The organism is Pseudoalteromonas sp. KG3 (assembly GCF_030436385.1).
GTDB lineage: Bacteria > Pseudomonadota > Gammaproteobacteria > Enterobacterales > Alteromonadaceae > Pseudoalteromonas > Pseudoalteromonas prydzensis.
Window position 1 is genome coordinate 2,399,605 of sequence record NZ_CP098523.1, and the last position, 15,802, is coordinate 2,415,406.

14 protein-coding genes and 4 tRNA genes are annotated in these 15,802 nt (G+C 41.7%); 8 read left to right on the forward strand and 10 right to left on the reverse strand.

From position 1 onward, the window contains the following. Positions 1 to 366 precede the first annotated feature (366 nt). Positions 367 to 1,575, reverse strand: a complete 1,209-nt coding sequence (locus NDQ71_RS11380; protein ID WP_192543251.1) for an IS256 family transposase — start codon at positions 1,573 to 1,575, stop codon at positions 367 to 369. 633 nt (positions 1,576 to 2,208) lie between these two features. Between NDQ71_RS11380 and NDQ71_RS11385 the strand changes: the two genes are divergently transcribed. The 6 genes from NDQ71_RS11385 (at position 2,209) to NDQ71_RS11410 (ending at position 7,942) form a co-directional block, all read left to right on the forward strand. Beyond that, entirely contained in the window at positions 2,209 to 3,189 is a 981-nt protein-coding gene (locus tag NDQ71_RS11385; RefSeq protein WP_064667686.1) for a hydrolase, read from the forward strand. Next, positions 3,186 to 3,431 (forward strand): YheU family protein, encoded by a 246-nt coding sequence (locus NDQ71_RS11390; RefSeq protein ID WP_192543172.1) that lies wholly within the window; start codon positions 3,186 to 3,188, stop codon positions 3,429 to 3,431. The genes NDQ71_RS11385 and NDQ71_RS11390 overlap by 4 nt, the downstream gene beginning before the upstream one ends. A gap of 59 nt (positions 3,432 to 3,490) precedes the next feature. Beyond that, positions 3,491 to 4,684, forward strand: coding sequence for a dipeptidase (locus tag NDQ71_RS11395; RefSeq protein WP_192543171.1), 1,194 nt, complete (start codon positions 3,491 to 3,493; stop codon positions 4,682 to 4,684). A 387-nt stretch (positions 4,685 to 5,071) separates the two neighbouring features. Beyond that, entirely contained in the window at positions 5,072 to 5,341 is a 270-nt protein-coding gene (locus NDQ71_RS11400) for a hypothetical protein (protein ID WP_283709838.1), read from the forward strand. Between the two features lie 124 nt (positions 5,342 to 5,465). Beyond that, positions 5,466 to 6,395 (forward strand): alpha/beta hydrolase, encoded by a 930-nt coding sequence (locus NDQ71_RS11405; RefSeq protein ID WP_192543170.1) that lies wholly within the window; start codon positions 5,466 to 5,468, stop codon positions 6,393 to 6,395. A gap of 146 nt (positions 6,396 to 6,541) precedes the next feature. Next, positions 6,542 to 7,942, forward strand: a complete 1,401-nt coding sequence (locus NDQ71_RS11410; RefSeq protein WP_301561653.1) for an IS4 family transposase — start codon at positions 6,542 to 6,544, stop codon at positions 7,940 to 7,942. A gap of 101 nt (positions 7,943 to 8,043) precedes the next feature. Here the strand turns inward: NDQ71_RS11410 and tuf are convergent, their stop codons facing one another. From tuf to murB, 8 genes are all read right to left on the reverse strand, one after another. Then, on the reverse strand, positions 8,044 to 9,228 hold the full coding sequence (gene tuf / locus NDQ71_RS11415; RefSeq protein ID WP_064668786.1) for an elongation factor Tu: 1,185 nt from the start codon (positions 9,226 to 9,228) through the stop codon (positions 8,044 to 8,046). Positions 9,229 to 9,362: 134 nt separating this feature from the next. After that, positions 9,363 to 9,438: transfer RNA gene (locus NDQ71_RS11420), tRNA-Thr, on the reverse strand. Between the two features lie 12 nt (positions 9,439 to 9,450). Continuing rightward, positions 9,451 to 9,525: transfer RNA gene (locus NDQ71_RS11425), tRNA-Gly, on the reverse strand. Between the two features lie 45 nt (positions 9,526 to 9,570). Then, positions 9,571 to 9,655 (reverse strand) — tRNA-Tyr (locus NDQ71_RS11430). Positions 9,656 to 9,694: 39 nt separating this feature from the next. Next, positions 9,695 to 9,770: transfer RNA gene (locus tag NDQ71_RS11435), tRNA-Thr, on the reverse strand. Between the two features lie 120 nt (positions 9,771 to 9,890). After that, positions 9,891 to 10,586, reverse strand: coding sequence for a type III pantothenate kinase (locus tag NDQ71_RS11440; protein ID WP_192542583.1), 696 nt, complete (start codon positions 10,584 to 10,586; stop codon positions 9,891 to 9,893). Then, entirely contained in the window at positions 10,583 to 11,575 is a 993-nt protein-coding gene (gene birA, locus NDQ71_RS11445) for a bifunctional biotin--[acetyl-CoA-carboxylase] ligase/biotin operon repressor BirA (RefSeq protein ID WP_192542582.1), read from the reverse strand. Before birA ends, NDQ71_RS11440 begins: the two co-directional genes overlap by 4 nt. Next, on the reverse strand, positions 11,572 to 12,582 hold the full coding sequence (murB, locus tag NDQ71_RS11450) for a UDP-N-acetylmuramate dehydrogenase (RefSeq protein WP_192542581.1): 1,011 nt from the start codon (positions 12,580 to 12,582) through the stop codon (positions 11,572 to 11,574). The genes birA and murB overlap by 4 nt, the downstream gene beginning before the upstream one ends. 143 nt (positions 12,583 to 12,725) lie before the next feature. Here murB and NDQ71_RS11455 point away from each other — a divergent pair, with 143 nt between their 5' ends. Continuing rightward, entirely contained in the window at positions 12,726 to 14,570 is a 1,845-nt protein-coding gene (locus tag NDQ71_RS11455; RefSeq protein WP_192542580.1) for a M1 family metallopeptidase, read from the forward strand. A 46-nt stretch (positions 14,571 to 14,616) separates the two neighbouring features. Here NDQ71_RS11455 and NDQ71_RS11460 read toward each other — a convergent pair whose 3' ends face one another. Next, complete coding sequence (locus NDQ71_RS11460) at positions 14,617 to 15,240, reverse strand: DUF2057 family protein (protein ID WP_064668685.1); 624 nt, start codon at positions 15,238 to 15,240, stop codon at positions 14,617 to 14,619. 93 nt (positions 15,241 to 15,333) lie between these two features. Between NDQ71_RS11460 and NDQ71_RS11465 the strand changes: the two genes are divergently transcribed. Beyond that, positions 15,334 to 15,699: a histidine triad nucleotide-binding protein gene (locus tag NDQ71_RS11465; RefSeq protein ID WP_064668684.1), complete on the forward strand. Its 366-nt coding sequence runs from the start codon at positions 15,334 to 15,336 to the stop codon at positions 15,697 to 15,699. Positions 15,700 to 15,802 lie beyond the last annotated feature (103 nt).

Sequence of the window (15,802 nt, forward strand, 5' to 3'; positions counted from 1 at the left end):
ACCTTATACCTATTAATGTTCCTATAACTGCACTTAAAAATGAAATAGGTAGCTCAAAAGCTAAAGTTGGCGGGATATACAACTCTTGCAAAATAAACGAAGTGATCGCAGTGCTAAATAAAAACCCCAACACATAAACCGCACATGCGTATTGCCAATTATGGCTCGAACTTCTGTAAGCCATAACCCCATACATGAACATGGATAAGAAAGCTGAGGGGATTAACTGGATTACGAAAAAGTCTTCAAAGGTTAGTCTCGCAACCCTATTGATAACCAGGGGTGTCAAGAAACCTAAAATTACATAAAAAAATGCCATCACTAAAGAGCCTGTAACGGATTCTGTGTAACTGCCCGTTTTACATTTTAAATATGCTTGCTGAGTCGTTCCTCAAATTCAATGATAAAACGACTCATTGCATTTCGCCAGTCACGAATTGGCATCGTCCATTTTTTCGATGCCTCTTTTATTGCCAAATAAATCATTTTTCTCGCAGAGTCGTCATTTGGAAATATCTTACGCTTTTTAATCGCTCGGCGAATAACGCTGTTGAGTGACTCAATGGCATTCGTTGTATAAATGGCTTTTCGTATTGCATCCGGATAATTAAATAACGTGTTTAAATTGTCCCAATTCGCACGCCATGACTTTGCTATTTGAGGATATTGATTGTCCCATTTCTCTGCAAATCGCTCCAACTCCAGCAACGCCTCCTCTTCTGTCGACGAGCGGTAAATCAGCTTCAAATCAGCCGTCACGGCTTTATAATCTTTCCATGAGACATATTTCAATGAGTTGCGAACCATATGCACTATACACAATTGAACATGAGTTTGCGGGTAAGCAGTATTAATTGCATCAGGAAATCCCTTCAGGCCATCTACGCACGCGATTAAGATATCTTCAACGCCCCGTTGGCTTAATTCGGTGAGCACGCTCAACCAAAACTTAGCCCCTTCATTTTCTGAAATCCACATGCCAAGCAATTCTTTATGGCCGTCAATATTAATACCTAAAGCAAGGTAAATAGACTTTTTGATAACGCGCTTATCTTGGCGTATTTTTACAACCAGGCAATCCAAATAAACAATAGGATAAATCGCATCCAGGGGGCGAGATTGCCATTCAGTGACCTGCTCCATAACAGCACTGGTAACACGTGACACCAATGTGGGAGAGATATCAGCGCCATACCACTCATGAAAAGCATTCACGATATCGCGTGTGCTCATTCCTTGGGCATACAGCCATAAAATTTTATTATCCATTGAGGTGAATCGAGATTGATGCTTTTTAACAAGCTGCGGCTCAAAAGAGCCTTCACGGTCGCGGGGCGTATCAAGCTCAAACTCACCGTCTTCTGTCTTGATACGCTTACTTGTTTTACCGTTTCGGCTATTACTGCTCGTGGATTTACTGTGTTTTTGATAGCCTAAATGTTCATCCATTTCTGCATTAAGTGCGGCTTCAACGGTTATCTTTTTTAACATCTGACTAAATTGATTTAAATCGTCAGGTGTTTTAATGCTTTTAGCTGCTTCTTTTGCAAACGCTTCAAGTTCTTCTTTATTCATGTTCATCGCCTAATCCTTAAACTCTTGATAGAGTAAATTATGATAGGCATTTACACAAAATTAGTTACATCCTCTCACTAAAGTGTATTTAACTATCCGCGTAACCCTCAAGATCTCTCCTTACATTACAGTTTTTATAAACAATGCAGTTTACAAGAAAACTGTAAAGACTGGTAACTTCCAATTTTGCTCATCAATGATGGCCCACAAGATCCCCAGAGCTTTGTCTCTTTAACCTTCCCCCTTCTCTAACTTCACTTAGCTTCCTTGATCCAAATCAACTTCTCAATCACGCTTTTTATAATCAACAAAGTAGCTTGATCTGGATCATATCAGCCTCTGCCAACTCGCACTATGATGAACCCATAGCCATTAGGAGGCATTTATGGACGTATTCTTCAGAGACTTTTTTAGTGACCCAGTACTATTTTTATCATTCGGTTTTCTGGGAGTCGTGATCAGTTTATGCCTTTTCTTTGTGTACTTTTTTATCAAGAAAGTGCATGACGACCAAACACCCAATTAGAATTAAGCACGACGCGCAAAGCCCCTTATCAAGTTGTTTGATTAGGGGCTTTTTATTGCTAAAAATTTGTTACACTAATACTTCAATTAGCTGGGTAGTTATAAATAATGCTTACAAATTTCAAGCCTGCGTGGTGGATGAGTAACCGTCACGTACAAACAATTATGCCGCGTTTCTTTCGCCCTTTTCATAATACCCGTTACCAATTAGAACAGCTTGATACCCCAGACGGTGATTTTTTAGAGCTTGCTTGGTCGTTACCAAAAAATGACGATGCCCCGCTGGCTATTGTGCTGCACGGCCTTGAGGGCAACATAAATAGCTTTTATGCCAAAGGTATGATGAAAGCCCTGAAAAAAAGTGGTTTTAGTGTTGTATTAATGCATTTTCGTAATTGTTCGACTGAAGCTAACCGCCTACCCCGTGCTTATCACAGTGGTGAAACTGGCGACCTTGATTTTTTTATAAAACAGCTCAAACAGCAGTTTCCAGATCGACCTTTGCTGGCAGTTGGTTTTTCACTCGGTGGTAACGTACTGGCAAAATACTTAGGTGAACAAGGGTCGCAATGTTTACTTAATGGCGCAGCGGTTGTATCTGCACCTTATGATTTATCGGCATCATGCCAAGTAATACGTAAAAGCTTAGCAAAAATTTATCAGAAGTATTTGCTCGATCGGATGAAGAAGTCCATGCACCGTAAACTGCCGCAAATCAAGCAACAAATTAATTTAACGCCAGAGCAATTACTGGCCATTGATGATTTATGGCTGTTTGATGAGCACCTCACAGCACCACTGCATGGCTTTAATGGCGCTGAAGATTATTACCAGCAAGCCAGTGCCAAGGCATATTTAAAACATATCGCCACACCCACTTTAATTATTCACGCTAAAGATGACCCTATGCTGTCGATTAAAGCCGTACCTAGTAGGCAAGATGTGAGTGAGCATGTTACGCTGCGTATCTCAGAAAAAGGCGGCCATGTTGGTTTTATAACGGGTAGTAACCCATTTAAACCTGTTTACTGGTTAGAGCAAATCGTGCCTGAGTACTTCAATCAGATCGTTAAAAAAGAGCCGTTATGATCATTCCACACCAACAACTCGATAAAGATACATTGTATAACCTTATTGAAAGCTATGTTTTGCGTGAAGGCACCGATTACGGTGAGCAAGAATTCAGCATTGAAAGTAAAGTGGCGCAAGTCAAGCAGCAATTAACCACTGGCGAAGCGCTGGTGTTTTTCTCTGAACTACACGAATCGGTCACTATTATTTCGAAGAGCGAATTTAAAGCACTGCAAAGTGAAGAGCAATTTAACGAGTAAACTTGTAACCAGCGTTGCAAAAATAGACAATGGCTTTTTTCCTTAAAGAGCCATTAAAAATGATAAAACTAAGCTCAATGGTTGTTGCTATTTCTTTAGCTCTTAGCAGCCAAGTAAATGCAGCTACAATTACCCCCTCAGCTAAAGCAATTAAACTCACGCAAGATACCATTTTGATCGATACTCATATCGATGTGCCGTACCGTATTCATGCGAAATGGGCTGATGTGACTAAAGCCACTGATGACGGTGATTTTGACTACCCGCGCGCAGTACAAGGTGGCTTAAATGCGCCGTTTATGTCGATTTATATTCCAGCTCATTTAGAGTTTGAAGGAAAAGGTAAAAGCTACCAATTAGCAAATCAACTCATTGATAGCATGGAAGCGATTGCACAACGTGCTCCAGACAAGTTTGCTATTGCAAGCTCTACCGCTGATATTAAAGCGCAATTTAAGCAAGGTAAAATGTCACTTGCCATGGGCATGGAAAACGGCTCACCCATTGAAGGCGATATGAAAAACCTACAACACTTTTTTGACCGTGGTGTGCGCTATATCACCCTAGCTCACTCACAAAGCAACCATATTGCAGATTCGTCGTATGATATTCGCCGCAAATGGAAAGGCCTAAGCCCATTTGGTAAAAAGCTGGTTACTGAGATGAACAACATCGGCATGCTGATTGATGTTTCACATATTTCAGATGATGCGTTTTATCAAGTAATAGAACTATCTAAAACGCCGGTGATCGCCTCACACTCATCGCTACGTAAATACACGCCGGGCTTTGAGCGTAATATGGATGACGATATGCTGCTCGCACTGAAAAAGAATGGCGGTGTTATTCAAATTAACTTTGGTTCAAGCTTTGTTACATCGAGCTCGCGCAGTTGGTACGACCAACTCAATAACAAAAAAGACGATGCTAAAAAGCAAGGCGTTAAACTAAGTAAAGATTTTGATGCCGCGTATCGTGCTAAAAACCCATTCCCGTTTGCCAGCCTTGAGCAAGTGCTAGATCATATTGATCACGTTGTTGAGCTTATTGGTATCGATTACGTTGGTATTGGCTCTGACTATGACGGTGTAGGCGATTCGTTACCGATAGGCTTAAAAGATGTATCTAGCTACCCTAACCTTGTACAAGGCTTGATGGATAGAGGCTACAGCGACACTGATATCAAAAAAATATTAAGTGGTAATGTATTACGCGTATGGCAGCAAGCTGAAGAGTATGCGAAAAAGCACTAATCCGTAAATTTTAAGCTCTGGGCAACTGGAGCTTATGCCCTATCCACTAAAAAATGCATTTGTGTACCTACCTTCTTACATCTTTTAACAGAACTTTTTCGCCAAAAGAGGTAAATTAGCGTTTTATCTTTGGAGCACATTTTTAATGCCTATCAATAAGGGCTCTGTAGCAATTGTTATCGCCACAATGGCCATTGCTATATCGTGTTACGGTACTTTTTTCGCAGAACATATAGTAACCCCACATACAAAACAAAACGCTATACACCAAAATGGCTCGGAAATAGTGGTTACTAACATCCCATTAAATAGCGATTATAATGAGCTATCAATTGCACTGATGGTAATTTTAAAATACAAGCAATAGAGACCATTACACAAACACCGGTGCTTGATCACCGTGTTGTCGAAAAGTTTACTCATTTATTAGAAACTGATAACAATGACTATGTGCGTCGCTTAGCTGTACAAGGTTTAGTGATGCAATACTATCAAGCGCAAAATGAGCAAAGTGACTACACCCAACAAGTAGCGCAGCATCTTTTAACTTTATATCAAAATCCCACTGATAATGACGTAAAAACGTTACTAGATGAGGTATTCGGCAATCAAAAAATGCTAGAAAAACTGCAGGGCCATGCAAGCGGCGGTAGTTAAAAGCAAATAGTTGCAAAGCAGAAGCCTTTGAATATAAAAAATTCATACTAATAAACATGAAGCTACTCGTTGTTCTAGCTATACTTTGCATAATTAATTAGCTGCATTAGATCCATAATCGACTATGCGCACTATCAAAACGAGCAGCGGCATCAGCATTAGCTATCAAGATAGCGGAGAGCTTGCTGCTCCCGTTATTATTTTGATAATGGGACTCGGTGCACAATTAACAGTATGGCCTGACGAACTGTATTATGGCTTAGTTAATAATGGTTTTCGGGTGATCAGGTTCGATAACCGCGATACAGGGCTTTCGAGCAAACTTGAGCAGCTAGGCAACCCAAACCTATTTAAAATATGGTTAAGCACACGCTTGCCAGTTGCATCTCATATCCCATACACCTTAGATGATATGGCAAATGATGTCATCGAGTTGATGGCTGCGCTAAAAATTAAAAAAGCTCACCTAGTAGGTGCATCTATGGGTGGTATGATTGCGCAACTTATTGCAGCACAAAATAAAAAGAAGGTTTTGAGTTTAACCTCAATTATGTCGAGCTCAACTAAACCTAAACTATCAGCATCGAGTTTAAAGTTATTTTTGCGACTCGCTAAACACCGCCCGTTACGAGCAAATCGCGATAGCGCTATTCATTACAATATAAAACTCAATCAATTAATTGGTAGCCCCGCCTATCCTCAAGATGAACAAAGGCTCCGTAAACAAGCGACATTAGGAGTTGATAGAGCACACAACCCGCAAGGTTTTAACCGCCAACTGGCAGCTATTGCCGCCAGTGATTGTCGGCAGCATTTAATGCCGAAAATAAAAGCCCCGACATTAGTCATTCACGGCAGTTTAGACCCTGTCATGCCTGTTGCCGCAGGAAAGCAAACCGCACAGCAGATACGCAAAGCAAAATTAAAGATAGTTAAGGGTATGGGCCACGACTTCCCGCCAGCATTAATGGCAAAAATGACCAAATGGATCAGCAAACACGTTAAAAAAGCAGAACAAAAGCGCGAGCAGAAAAAGTTAAAGAAAAAACCATAAGCTATCAGCTGCAAAATTTTGCTCATTTTAACTTAGGTGTCAAGAGAAGCTTGTCTTTCGCTGACGGCTTAGAGCCTGTCTCTTATACAGAAGTTTCTATTTTCTTATATTCATGATCTAATAAACAAAAAAATTAGGTCATGAATATGGTAAGCAATGAATCTCTCGAATGGGCGCAACTTATTTTCAGTAAAGCTAAGCTTAACGATCCTCGCCGCACTAAACGCCTTGTAAAGATAGCCGCTTCTTTAGCAAGTAATGCCGGTAAGTCGTTAATGTCATCCTGCCCAGACCCTGCAAGTATTGAAGGTGCGTATCGCTTTATCCGTAACGATAATATTTCTGCTGATGACATTGCACTGGCTGGGTTTGCCCATACTGACAATATCGTTAGAGAGCGACCACTCGTGCTCGCTCTTCAAGATACAACAGGGCTGAGCTATAAACATTCAGTATGTGATGAATTAGGTGAGGTCAATTCGGCATCTGATGAAAAGCGCAGCTCTAAAGGTCGCACTTTATACGCTCACTCAACACTGATGCTCGATGCAAATGAAGAAAAAGCAATAGGGCTTGCATACCAACATTACTGGTATAGAGAGAAGAAACAAACGGGTAAACAAAATACGCTGCAATGCCGTGATAGAGAGCTAAAAGAAAGCTACAAATGGCAAAATAATGTTGAAGAAGTTAAAGAGCGCCTTGGTGATTTAAGTAATGTAATAGACGTATGTGACCGCGAAGCGGACATGTATGAATACCTTGATTACCAAATACAAAATGAACACCGCTTTATTGTCAGAGCAAAAGACAATCGTCGTCTTGTAGGTGAATATCATAAATTAGAAGATATTTTACCGACACTCACTCCCGCAGGTCAGTATGAAATAGATATTCAACAAAGAGGCGGGAGAAAAGCACGAACAGCCCATATAGATGTAAGCTTTACATCGATTAAATTGAAAAAACCACAAAGAGCAAAAGGTGAAAAAGAAGCCCCGCTGACCCTCGTGGTATGCACGGAACAAAATAACGACAACAAGAATAAATTACAGTGGTTACTGTATACAACAGAGTCGGTTACAAATGCAGTAGAAGCAAGAAAAATAGCGCGTTATTACGAGTTACGGTGGCGTATAGAAGAGTTCCATAAGATTTGGAAAACGGAAGGAACAGAAGTCGAGAAATTACGCATGCAGCATTTAGACAATCTAAAAAAGGCAGCAGTAATAGAGGCATTTATAGCGGTCAGACTCTTACAATTAAGGGAGCTTGCTCAAAATAGAGAAGAAGCAGAAAAAATCAGCTGCGAAGTCTATTTAGACACATTAAGTTGGAAATTACTCTTTAAAGCGACAAATCAGCAGGCTGCACTGCCGAAGAAAGCCCCGTCGTTAAAGTGGGCATATTATGCGATAGCCAAATTGGGAGGTTGGCACGATAGTAAACGAACAGGGCGTGTTGGCACAAAAGCCATGTGGGATGGCTGGGTGAAGTTGGTATTTTTAGTCGAGTCCTATGCTTTTATGAAGGAACTCGACTTGTGATCAAGAGACAGGCTTAGAGCTTACAGCTCAAATCACAGCCATTAAAAAACCCGAGACTAAGCTCGGGTTTTTTTAGTAATAATTAACTTAAAAGTTAATTATTACTCAACGATAGTTGCTACAACACCAGCACCTACAGTACGGCCACCTTCACGGATAGCGAAACGAAGACCTTCGTCCATCGCGATTGGCGCGATTAGAGTTACTGTCATCTTAACGTTATCACCAGGCATTACCATTTCTACGCCTTCTGGTAACTGTACGTCACCAGTTACGTCAGTTGTACGGAAGTAGAACTGTGGACGGTAACCTTTGAAGAATGGAGTGTGACGACCACCTTCATCTTTCGAAAGTACGTATACTTCTGAAGTGAATGTAGTGTGTGGCTTGATTGAACCAGGCTTAGCTAGTACTTGACCACGTTCAACATCTTCACGCTTAGTACCACGTAAAAGTGCACCAATGTTCTCACCAGCACGACCTTCGTCTAGTAGCTTACGGAACATTTCAACACCAGTACAAGTAGATTTAGTTGTATCACGGATACCAACGATTTCTACTTCGTCATTCACGTTGATGATACCAGCTTCAACACGACCAGTTACAACTGTACCACGACCTTGGATTGAGAAAACGTCTTCGATAGGCATGATGAATGGCTTATCGATGTCACGCTCTGGCTCTGGGATGTATGAATCAAGTGCGTCTGCAAGTTCAATGATCTTGTCTTCCCACTCTTTCTCGCCTTCTAACGCTTTAAGCGCAGAACCAGCGATTAGTGGTAAGTCATCACCTGGGAAGTCGTACTCAGAAAGAAGTTCACGAACTTCCATTTCTACTAGTTCAAGTAGCTCTTCGTCATCAACCATGTCACATTTGTTCATGAACACAACGATGTAAGGAACGCCAACTTGACGAGAAAGAAGGATGTGCTCACGCGTTTGTGGCATAGGGCCGTCAGTCGCAGCAACAACTAGGATAGCGCCGTCCATTTGAGCAGCACCAGTGATCATGTTTTTAACATAATCGGCGTGTCCAGGACAATCTACGTGTGCGTAGTGACGAGTTGGTGTATCGTACTCAACGTGTGAAGTTGAGATTGTGATACCACGCTCGCGCTCTTCTGGAGCGTTATCGATTGATGCGAAATCTTTAGCAACACCGCCGTATACTTTTGCAAGTACGTTAGTGATTGCTGCAGTTAGGGTTGTTTTACCGTGGTCAACGTGGCCGATTGTACCTACGTTTACGTGCGGTTTTACGCGTTCAAACTTTGCTTTTGCCATGACGGAACCTATCAGTTTTGTGTATCTAGATTACATATGAAAATAATCCACCGGAGGTAGATTAAGTTAATTTTTTCAAATTTCAAATAGTATTTTCTGACAGATAAAGGAAGTAATCAAGAAGATTCTAAGACTGGTGCTGATAGGCAGAGTTGAACTGCCGACCTCACCCTTACCAAGGGTGCGCTCTACCAACTGAGCTATATCAGCAACACCAGAAACTGGAGCGGGCAGCGGGAATCGAACCCGCATCATCAGCTTGGAAGGCTGAGGTAATAGCCATTATACGATGCCCGCGTTAGGAACCTGTTCTTAAACTACCTCTAACCGTCAAGAATAAAGTGGTGGAGGGAGCTGGATTCGAACCAGCGAAGGCTGAGCCGTCAGATTTACAGTCTGATCCCTTTGGCCGCTCGGGAACCCCTCCACGATAATTCTTTACTAAGCACTTTCGGTAAAAGGAAAGTGGTGCCGACTAACCGAGTCGAACGGTTGACCTACTGATTACAAGTCAGTTGCTCTACCAGCTGAGCTAAGTCGGCACTGCTTTAGTACGGGGCGAGATATTAGAGGAAGGTTGGTGGTGATGCAACAATAAATTTGAAAAAAATGTAATTTTTTAGCTTGAATGCTCACAAATCACGCAAAACACGGTGTTTTTGTTACTTTTCACTCAATTCATACCAATAATTGAGCCCCTTCATCACTAATTGTGGATCATAAATCGCGTCTGAAAATTGCGCTTTCAGTAATGCACCGTAGCCACCAGCAAAAATTAGTTGAGGTTTTTTATTGGTGAACTGCAATTTTGCTTGTTCAACAGCCCCTAAGGTTGCCACTAGCGCGCCATTTTTTAAACCATTCGGTGTGTTTACACCCAGCTCATTCACAAAAGGCGTATTGGCATCATCAAAAACACGCTGCGTATTCTGTGTTAATGAGCGTGTCATTAAATCAAGCCCCGGTAATATCCAGCCACCTAAGTGCTGGCCTTGCGCAGTAAGGACATCAATTGTTGTGGCAGTCCCTGTGTCTATTACAATGCAATCTTGTTGTGGCCATAGTTGAAAGGCGGCAATTAAACCAAGCCAACGATCAATACCTAAATTATGAAATTGTTGATATGCACAACTTAAGTTGCTCAATTGCTTAGTCACCTTCGCTTCAAAGCAAGGTACCTGAAATACGCTTGCCTGTGCTAGTAACTCATTTAGCTGCTCACTTTTACCAACACTGGCATACACAACCTCGTTAATTTGCGACCATGGCTGTACATTAAGCTCGCATGATTTGATTTGCCCATCTTGCCATATAGCCGCTTTTAGTGCGGTGTTGCCTACATCAATTAATAATCTCATACGCTCGCCTTACGTAATGATATTTCTCCGCCATAATAACTTTTCACTTCACCATCTTGGCGAATACGAATACCACCGTTAGCATCAATACCTTCACAAATCCCCCCCCAACTGCGATGCCCAGTGTTAAGCTCAACATATTGCCCAGCAAATACATTTAAACTGTTCCATTGTTGATACATATCATTTAGGCCAGTTTGACTATATTGTGCGAGCCGCTGCTCAAGGTAATAGGTTAAATATGCAACCAACTGGTTTTTATCAATCTGCTTAGTATGCTGGCTTAAATCAGTCCACGCTTGGTCGATGTGCTGACTAAAGCTGTCGGGCATTTGTAAATTAATACCAATGCCAATAACTAACTGACATGGCCCTTGCGGTTGACCATCTAATTCAACTAACACGCCAGCGAGTTTTTCATTATTAAGATAAATATCATTTGGCCACTTCAGTTGAATTTCCAACTTATACAATGCTTTTAAGGTATCAAATACCGCTAACCCTACAGCAATCGACATTCCCATTGCCGCTTGCAGGCCATCATCTAAACGCCAGTAGTAACTATAATATAAGTTTGCGCCAAACGGCGATTGCCACACTCGGCCACGGCGACCGCGCCCTGCTTGCTGCATTTCCGCAACAATCACTGTTCCTGACTCTAATATTTGTTTCGCTGCAATACGGCGCATTAGCTCGCTATTAGTCGAATCAATAATTGGCTGGACCTCCACTTGCGCGGTGTGTGCCCCTAAGTTTTGGTAATGCTGTTGGATCTTGGTTTGCTCTAATAAGCCGACATTATTATTTAAGCTGTAGCCTTTGCCACTGACTTTAAAAATGTCTAAACCCATCTCTTGTAAACTTTGCATGTGCTTACTCACCGCTGCGCGGCTAATCCCCAATTGCTCACCCAGTAATTGTCCTGAGATAAAGCCACCTTGATTAAGTGCATTTAAAATAGCCAGTTTATTGCCATCTGGTGCTTTCATGCTCTGTCCTCAAGGGTAATGTGACACTCATCAGTGACTGCCATTAACCGCACTTCATGGTGTAGCTCTATTTGATAACGCTGCCAAATTTGTTGCTGGATATAAGTGATCATGGCAATCAGGTCGTCGCCATTACTATTACCATGATTTACCAGCACCAGCGCTTGTTGTTGATGTACTTCTATGCCTGCAATACGGTGCCCTTTCAGCCCCGCTTGCTCAATCAACCAGCCCGCGGCTACTTTATGGTGTTGCTCGTCATAAACATAATGCGGTAATTGCGGATGCGCTTGTAACAGGGTGTGTAATTGCTGATTAGTGATTATTGGGTTTTTAAAAAAGCTACCAGCATTCGCGAGCACATAAGGATCGGGCAGTTTACTATTGCGGGTTGTAACCACTTGCTCAAACACGCTTTGTGGGGTCACTGTATCTAGTTGCTGCAAAGGACCATAACTTAGCTCTGGTTGCCACTGCTTTGGTAATGCCAGCGCCACTGTAGTGATCACCGCTTTATTTTTTAATTGCTGCTTAAAAATAGAATCACGATAACCAAACAGACACTGTTGCTTGTTTAGCCGTTTTATTTGCTTTGTCGCAATATCTAAATATTCTACATATTCAATATATTTCGCTAGTTCAACACCATATGCTCCAATATTTTGCACTGGGGCTGCACCTGCGGTTCCTGGGATCAAAGCGAGATTTTCAAGCCCTGGCATGCCTTGCGCTAAACTATCACGCACAAGTTGATGCCAGTTTTCACCTGCAGCTACCTCTAGTAAATAGTCATCTTGACGCTCAGTGGTATTAACACCGCGAGTCGCCATTTTGATCACAGTCCCTTGATAGGTGCTTAAAAAAACAGTGTTGCTGCCTTCACCTAAAATACAAAAAGGGCTAGCAAACGTTAGCTGCTGCAATTGCGCTAAGTCAGTAATTTCGATTAATTGCGAGCACTGACTCGCTAAAGAAAAGGTATGGAAAGATTGCAGGGACTGAGCCACAAAACGCCTCAAAGGTTAATTGTCACTAATCGCACTAGTGTAACTCTTAGTCGCAAATGTTGCACTAGATTGTAAAAAATGCTCAAACAAGAATCGCAATCATGATATAAAACCTGCACTTTTTATTCGTGTTCAGGGTATTTATGAAAATCAAACCTCTCTTTTTAAGCCTCGCGATGGCTGGAATGTGCTCTCAAGCAATGGCCAGTGCCATTGATCAAAACTCATATGCCAATCTTGATGACGTCATCACAACGCATTTAAACCTTGATTTAGATGTCGACTTTGCCGACAAGCAATTAGAAGGTTTTGTTGAACACACGCTAGCATGGCAAAACACCACTAGCAAAACCTTAGTGCTTGATACTCGCGATTTAGACATCGATAAAGTCATGTATCAAGGTCAAAATGGCAGCTGGCACAAAGCTAAGTTCACGCTTGCGAAGCGCGATGATGTGAAAGGCTCAAAACTAACCATTACGTTTAAAAGCCAAGCACCTAAAGTACGTATTTATTATAACAGCCGCCCAGAAGCATCTGGCTTACAATGGTTAACCCCAGAACAAACCGCCAGTAAAAGCCACCCATTTATGTACAGCCAATCACAAGCAATCCATGCTCGTAGTTGGATCCCAGTACAAGATACACCAGCAATGCGTGTAACTTACTCAGCGCGAATCCACACACCTAAAGATATTCGTGCAGTTATGAGTGCAGATAACAAGGATGCTTTATATAAAGACGGCGATTACATTTTTGATATGCCACAAGCTATCTCGCCATACTTAATTGCCATTGGTGCAGGTAACTTAGAATTTAAAGCCATGTCTAAGCAAACCGGTATATTTGCTGAGCCAACTATTTTAGATGCATCCGTTGCCGAGTTTAACGACACGCAAGCGATGATCGATAAAACCAATGCCATGTATGGCGAATATGCATGGGGTCGTTATGACTTACTAATGCTACCGCCAAGTTTCCCATTTGGTGGCATGGAAAACCCACGCCTTTCTTTTATCACGCCAACAGTTGTTGCTGGCGATAAAAGCTTAGTAAACCTGATTGCTCACGAGCTTGCGCACTCTTGGTCTGGTAATTTAGTAACCAATGCAACGTGGGAAGACTTATGGTTAAACGAAGGTTTTACCTCATACGTTGAAAACCGCATTATGGAAGAAGTATTTGGTCGTGACCGTGCCGTTATGGAGCAAGCTCTTGATGCTGCAGGCCTGCGTGCGCAACTAAAAACGATTGATGCACCTGATACACGCCTTAACTTAAAACTTAATGGCCGCGATCCAGATGACGCTTTCAGCTCAGTCCCTTATACCAAAGGGCAGCTATTTTTAATCTACTTAGAAAACAAGTACGGCCGTGATAAATTTGACTCGTTTGTAAAAGCTTATTTTAAAGAGTTTTCATTCAAATCATTAACCACTGCAGAATTTGTAACGTATTTAAAAGCTAACTTAATTGAAAAATATCCAGGCGTGGTCAGCATGGATAAAGTTAATGAGTGGATTTTTCAACCAGGTTTACCAAATGATGCGCCAAACCCAACCTCTGATGCATTTGATAAAGTAGATGCAGCATCTGCCGCATGGTTAAAAGGTGAAACAACCGCCGCACAACTTCCTACCACGAATTGGACTGTGCATGAGTGGCTACATTTTTTAAATAACTTACCGCGCGATTTAAGCCTAGAAAAAATGGCCGCATTAGATGCAGAGTTTAACTTAACTCAGTCAACCAATGCTGAGCGTGCGTTTGCATGGTATATGCTTGCGGTAGGCAATGGTTATCAACCAATTTATCCAGCACTTGATAAGCACCTATCAGGCATTGGCCGTCGCAAGTTGATTGTGCCGCTATACAAAGCCTTGATCAAAAATGGTAAGCGTGAGTGGGCTCACGATGTTTACATTAAAGCTCGCCCGGGTTACCACCCACTTGCACAAGGTACAGTTGACGACTTATTTGCTAAGTAATAGCTAAACAACAAAATAGAAAAGGGCGATTTATTCGCCCTTTTTGCTATTTATTTTTGGTAACTTTATTGATGAAAGCTTGCTGCTCTTGCGCACTGGCTTGTTGCCACCAAAAATCGAGCATTGCTGCCGCATTTGGCGCATTACCTGCGTTTGCCGTGGGGCGAGATGCTGGAACTTGCACTGCGGTCGCCGTAGCAATTGCCGTGGTACTCGCTGCAGGTGCTGTTGCCACTTGAGGTGTTGCACCGCTGCTCAAATTTGGTTCAGCTATAATCGCTAAAGGCGTGCCTAATGACTCTCCCTTCGCTTGCAAACTCACCTGTGGAGCCTCAGCAAACACCTTTGCCGCCACCGCATTATCAGCACGATTAAACACCACATCGTAATCGGTATTTGCAGCAATGGTCATTGTTACCCAAAATGGCTCAGAATCGACAACTTGATGCTCATCGTAGCCTTGCTCATATAAATCCGTGTACTTAAGTTTGAATTGATACACGCCGGGAGTCAGTTCGACTTCATCAACACGGTTGAAAAATGAATGTTCAATTTTTTTATCGCCCACTTGTAACGGCACGATTTCTTCAGGGAAATGCACAGTTTCAGCAATACAGGGAACAGTCAAAAATACTGAAACAATCCCGCTCAATAATAAATGTTTACGCATAATAACTCCTTGTGGTTTGATTTCAGTTTGACACTGCAAGCAAAGTTTGTCATTAGTGATATTTATTAGATTACATATGGAAACAATTTTAACGTGAGCCAAGAAACTATTTTTACTAAAATTATCAATCGTGAAATTCCGGCAGACATCATCTATGAAGATGAGCTAAGTTTGGCCTTTAGAGATATTAACCCACAAGCACCTTTTCACGTGCTGATTATCCCAAAAAAGAAGATTGCGACCATCAATGACATTACCGAACAAGATGCGCCTATTGTCGGTCATCTTTACGTAGTGGCCGCAAAAATAGCCAAACAGCAAGGCTTTGCGGAAGATGGTTTTCGAGTTGTAATGAATTGTAATGAACATGGCGGTCAAACTGTTTTTCACATCCATTTACACATGTTAGCTGGTAAATTAATGGGATGGCCACCTTATCAGGATAAGAAAAAAGGCTGATTTTTAAATTTAAAGTGTAAATGTTTGTAAAGGGGACAACTTACTATGCAAATTTAATTTTAACCATATAAATCAAAAGATTAATGTATAATTAAAGTATTTT

What these genes read in the sequence shown, in the direction of transcription:
- NDQ71_RS11380 (WP_192543251.1), bottom strand. Translation starts at nt 1,575, where the DNA reads ATGAATAAAGAAGAACTTGAAGCGTTTGCAAAAGAAGCAGCTAAAAGC.
- NDQ71_RS11385 (WP_064667686.1), top strand. Translation starts at nt 2,209, where the DNA reads ATGCTTACAAATTTCAAGCCTGCGTGGTGGATGAGTAACCGTCACGTA.
- NDQ71_RS11390 (WP_192543172.1), top strand. Translation starts at nt 3,186, where the DNA reads ATGATCATTCCACACCAACAACTCGATAAAGATACATTGTATAACCTT.
- NDQ71_RS11395 (WP_192543171.1), top strand. Translation starts at nt 3,491, where the DNA reads ATGATAAAACTAAGCTCAATGGTTGTTGCTATTTCTTTAGCTCTTAGC.
- NDQ71_RS11405 (WP_192543170.1), top strand. Translation starts at nt 5,466, where the DNA reads ATGCGCACTATCAAAACGAGCAGCGGCATCAGCATTAGCTATCAAGAT.
- NDQ71_RS11410 (WP_301561653.1), top strand. Translation starts at nt 6,542, where the DNA reads ATGGTAAGCAATGAATCTCTCGAATGGGCGCAACTTATTTTCAGTAAA.
- tuf (WP_064668786.1), bottom strand. Translation starts at nt 9,228, where the DNA reads ATGGCAAAAGCAAAGTTTGAACGCGTAAAACCGCACGTAAACGTAGGT.
- NDQ71_RS11440 (WP_192542583.1), bottom strand. Translation starts at nt 10,586, where the DNA reads ATGAGATTATTAATTGATGTAGGCAACACCGCACTAAAAGCGGCTATA.
- birA (WP_192542582.1), bottom strand. Translation starts at nt 11,575, where the DNA reads ATGAAAGCACCAGATGGCAATAAACTGGCTATTTTAAATGCACTTAAT.
- NDQ71_RS11455 (WP_192542580.1), top strand. Translation starts at nt 12,726, where the DNA reads ATGAAAATCAAACCTCTCTTTTTAAGCCTCGCGATGGCTGGAATGTGC.
- NDQ71_RS11460 (WP_064668685.1), bottom strand. Translation starts at nt 15,240, where the DNA reads ATGCGTAAACATTTATTATTGAGCGGGATTGTTTCAGTATTTTTGACT.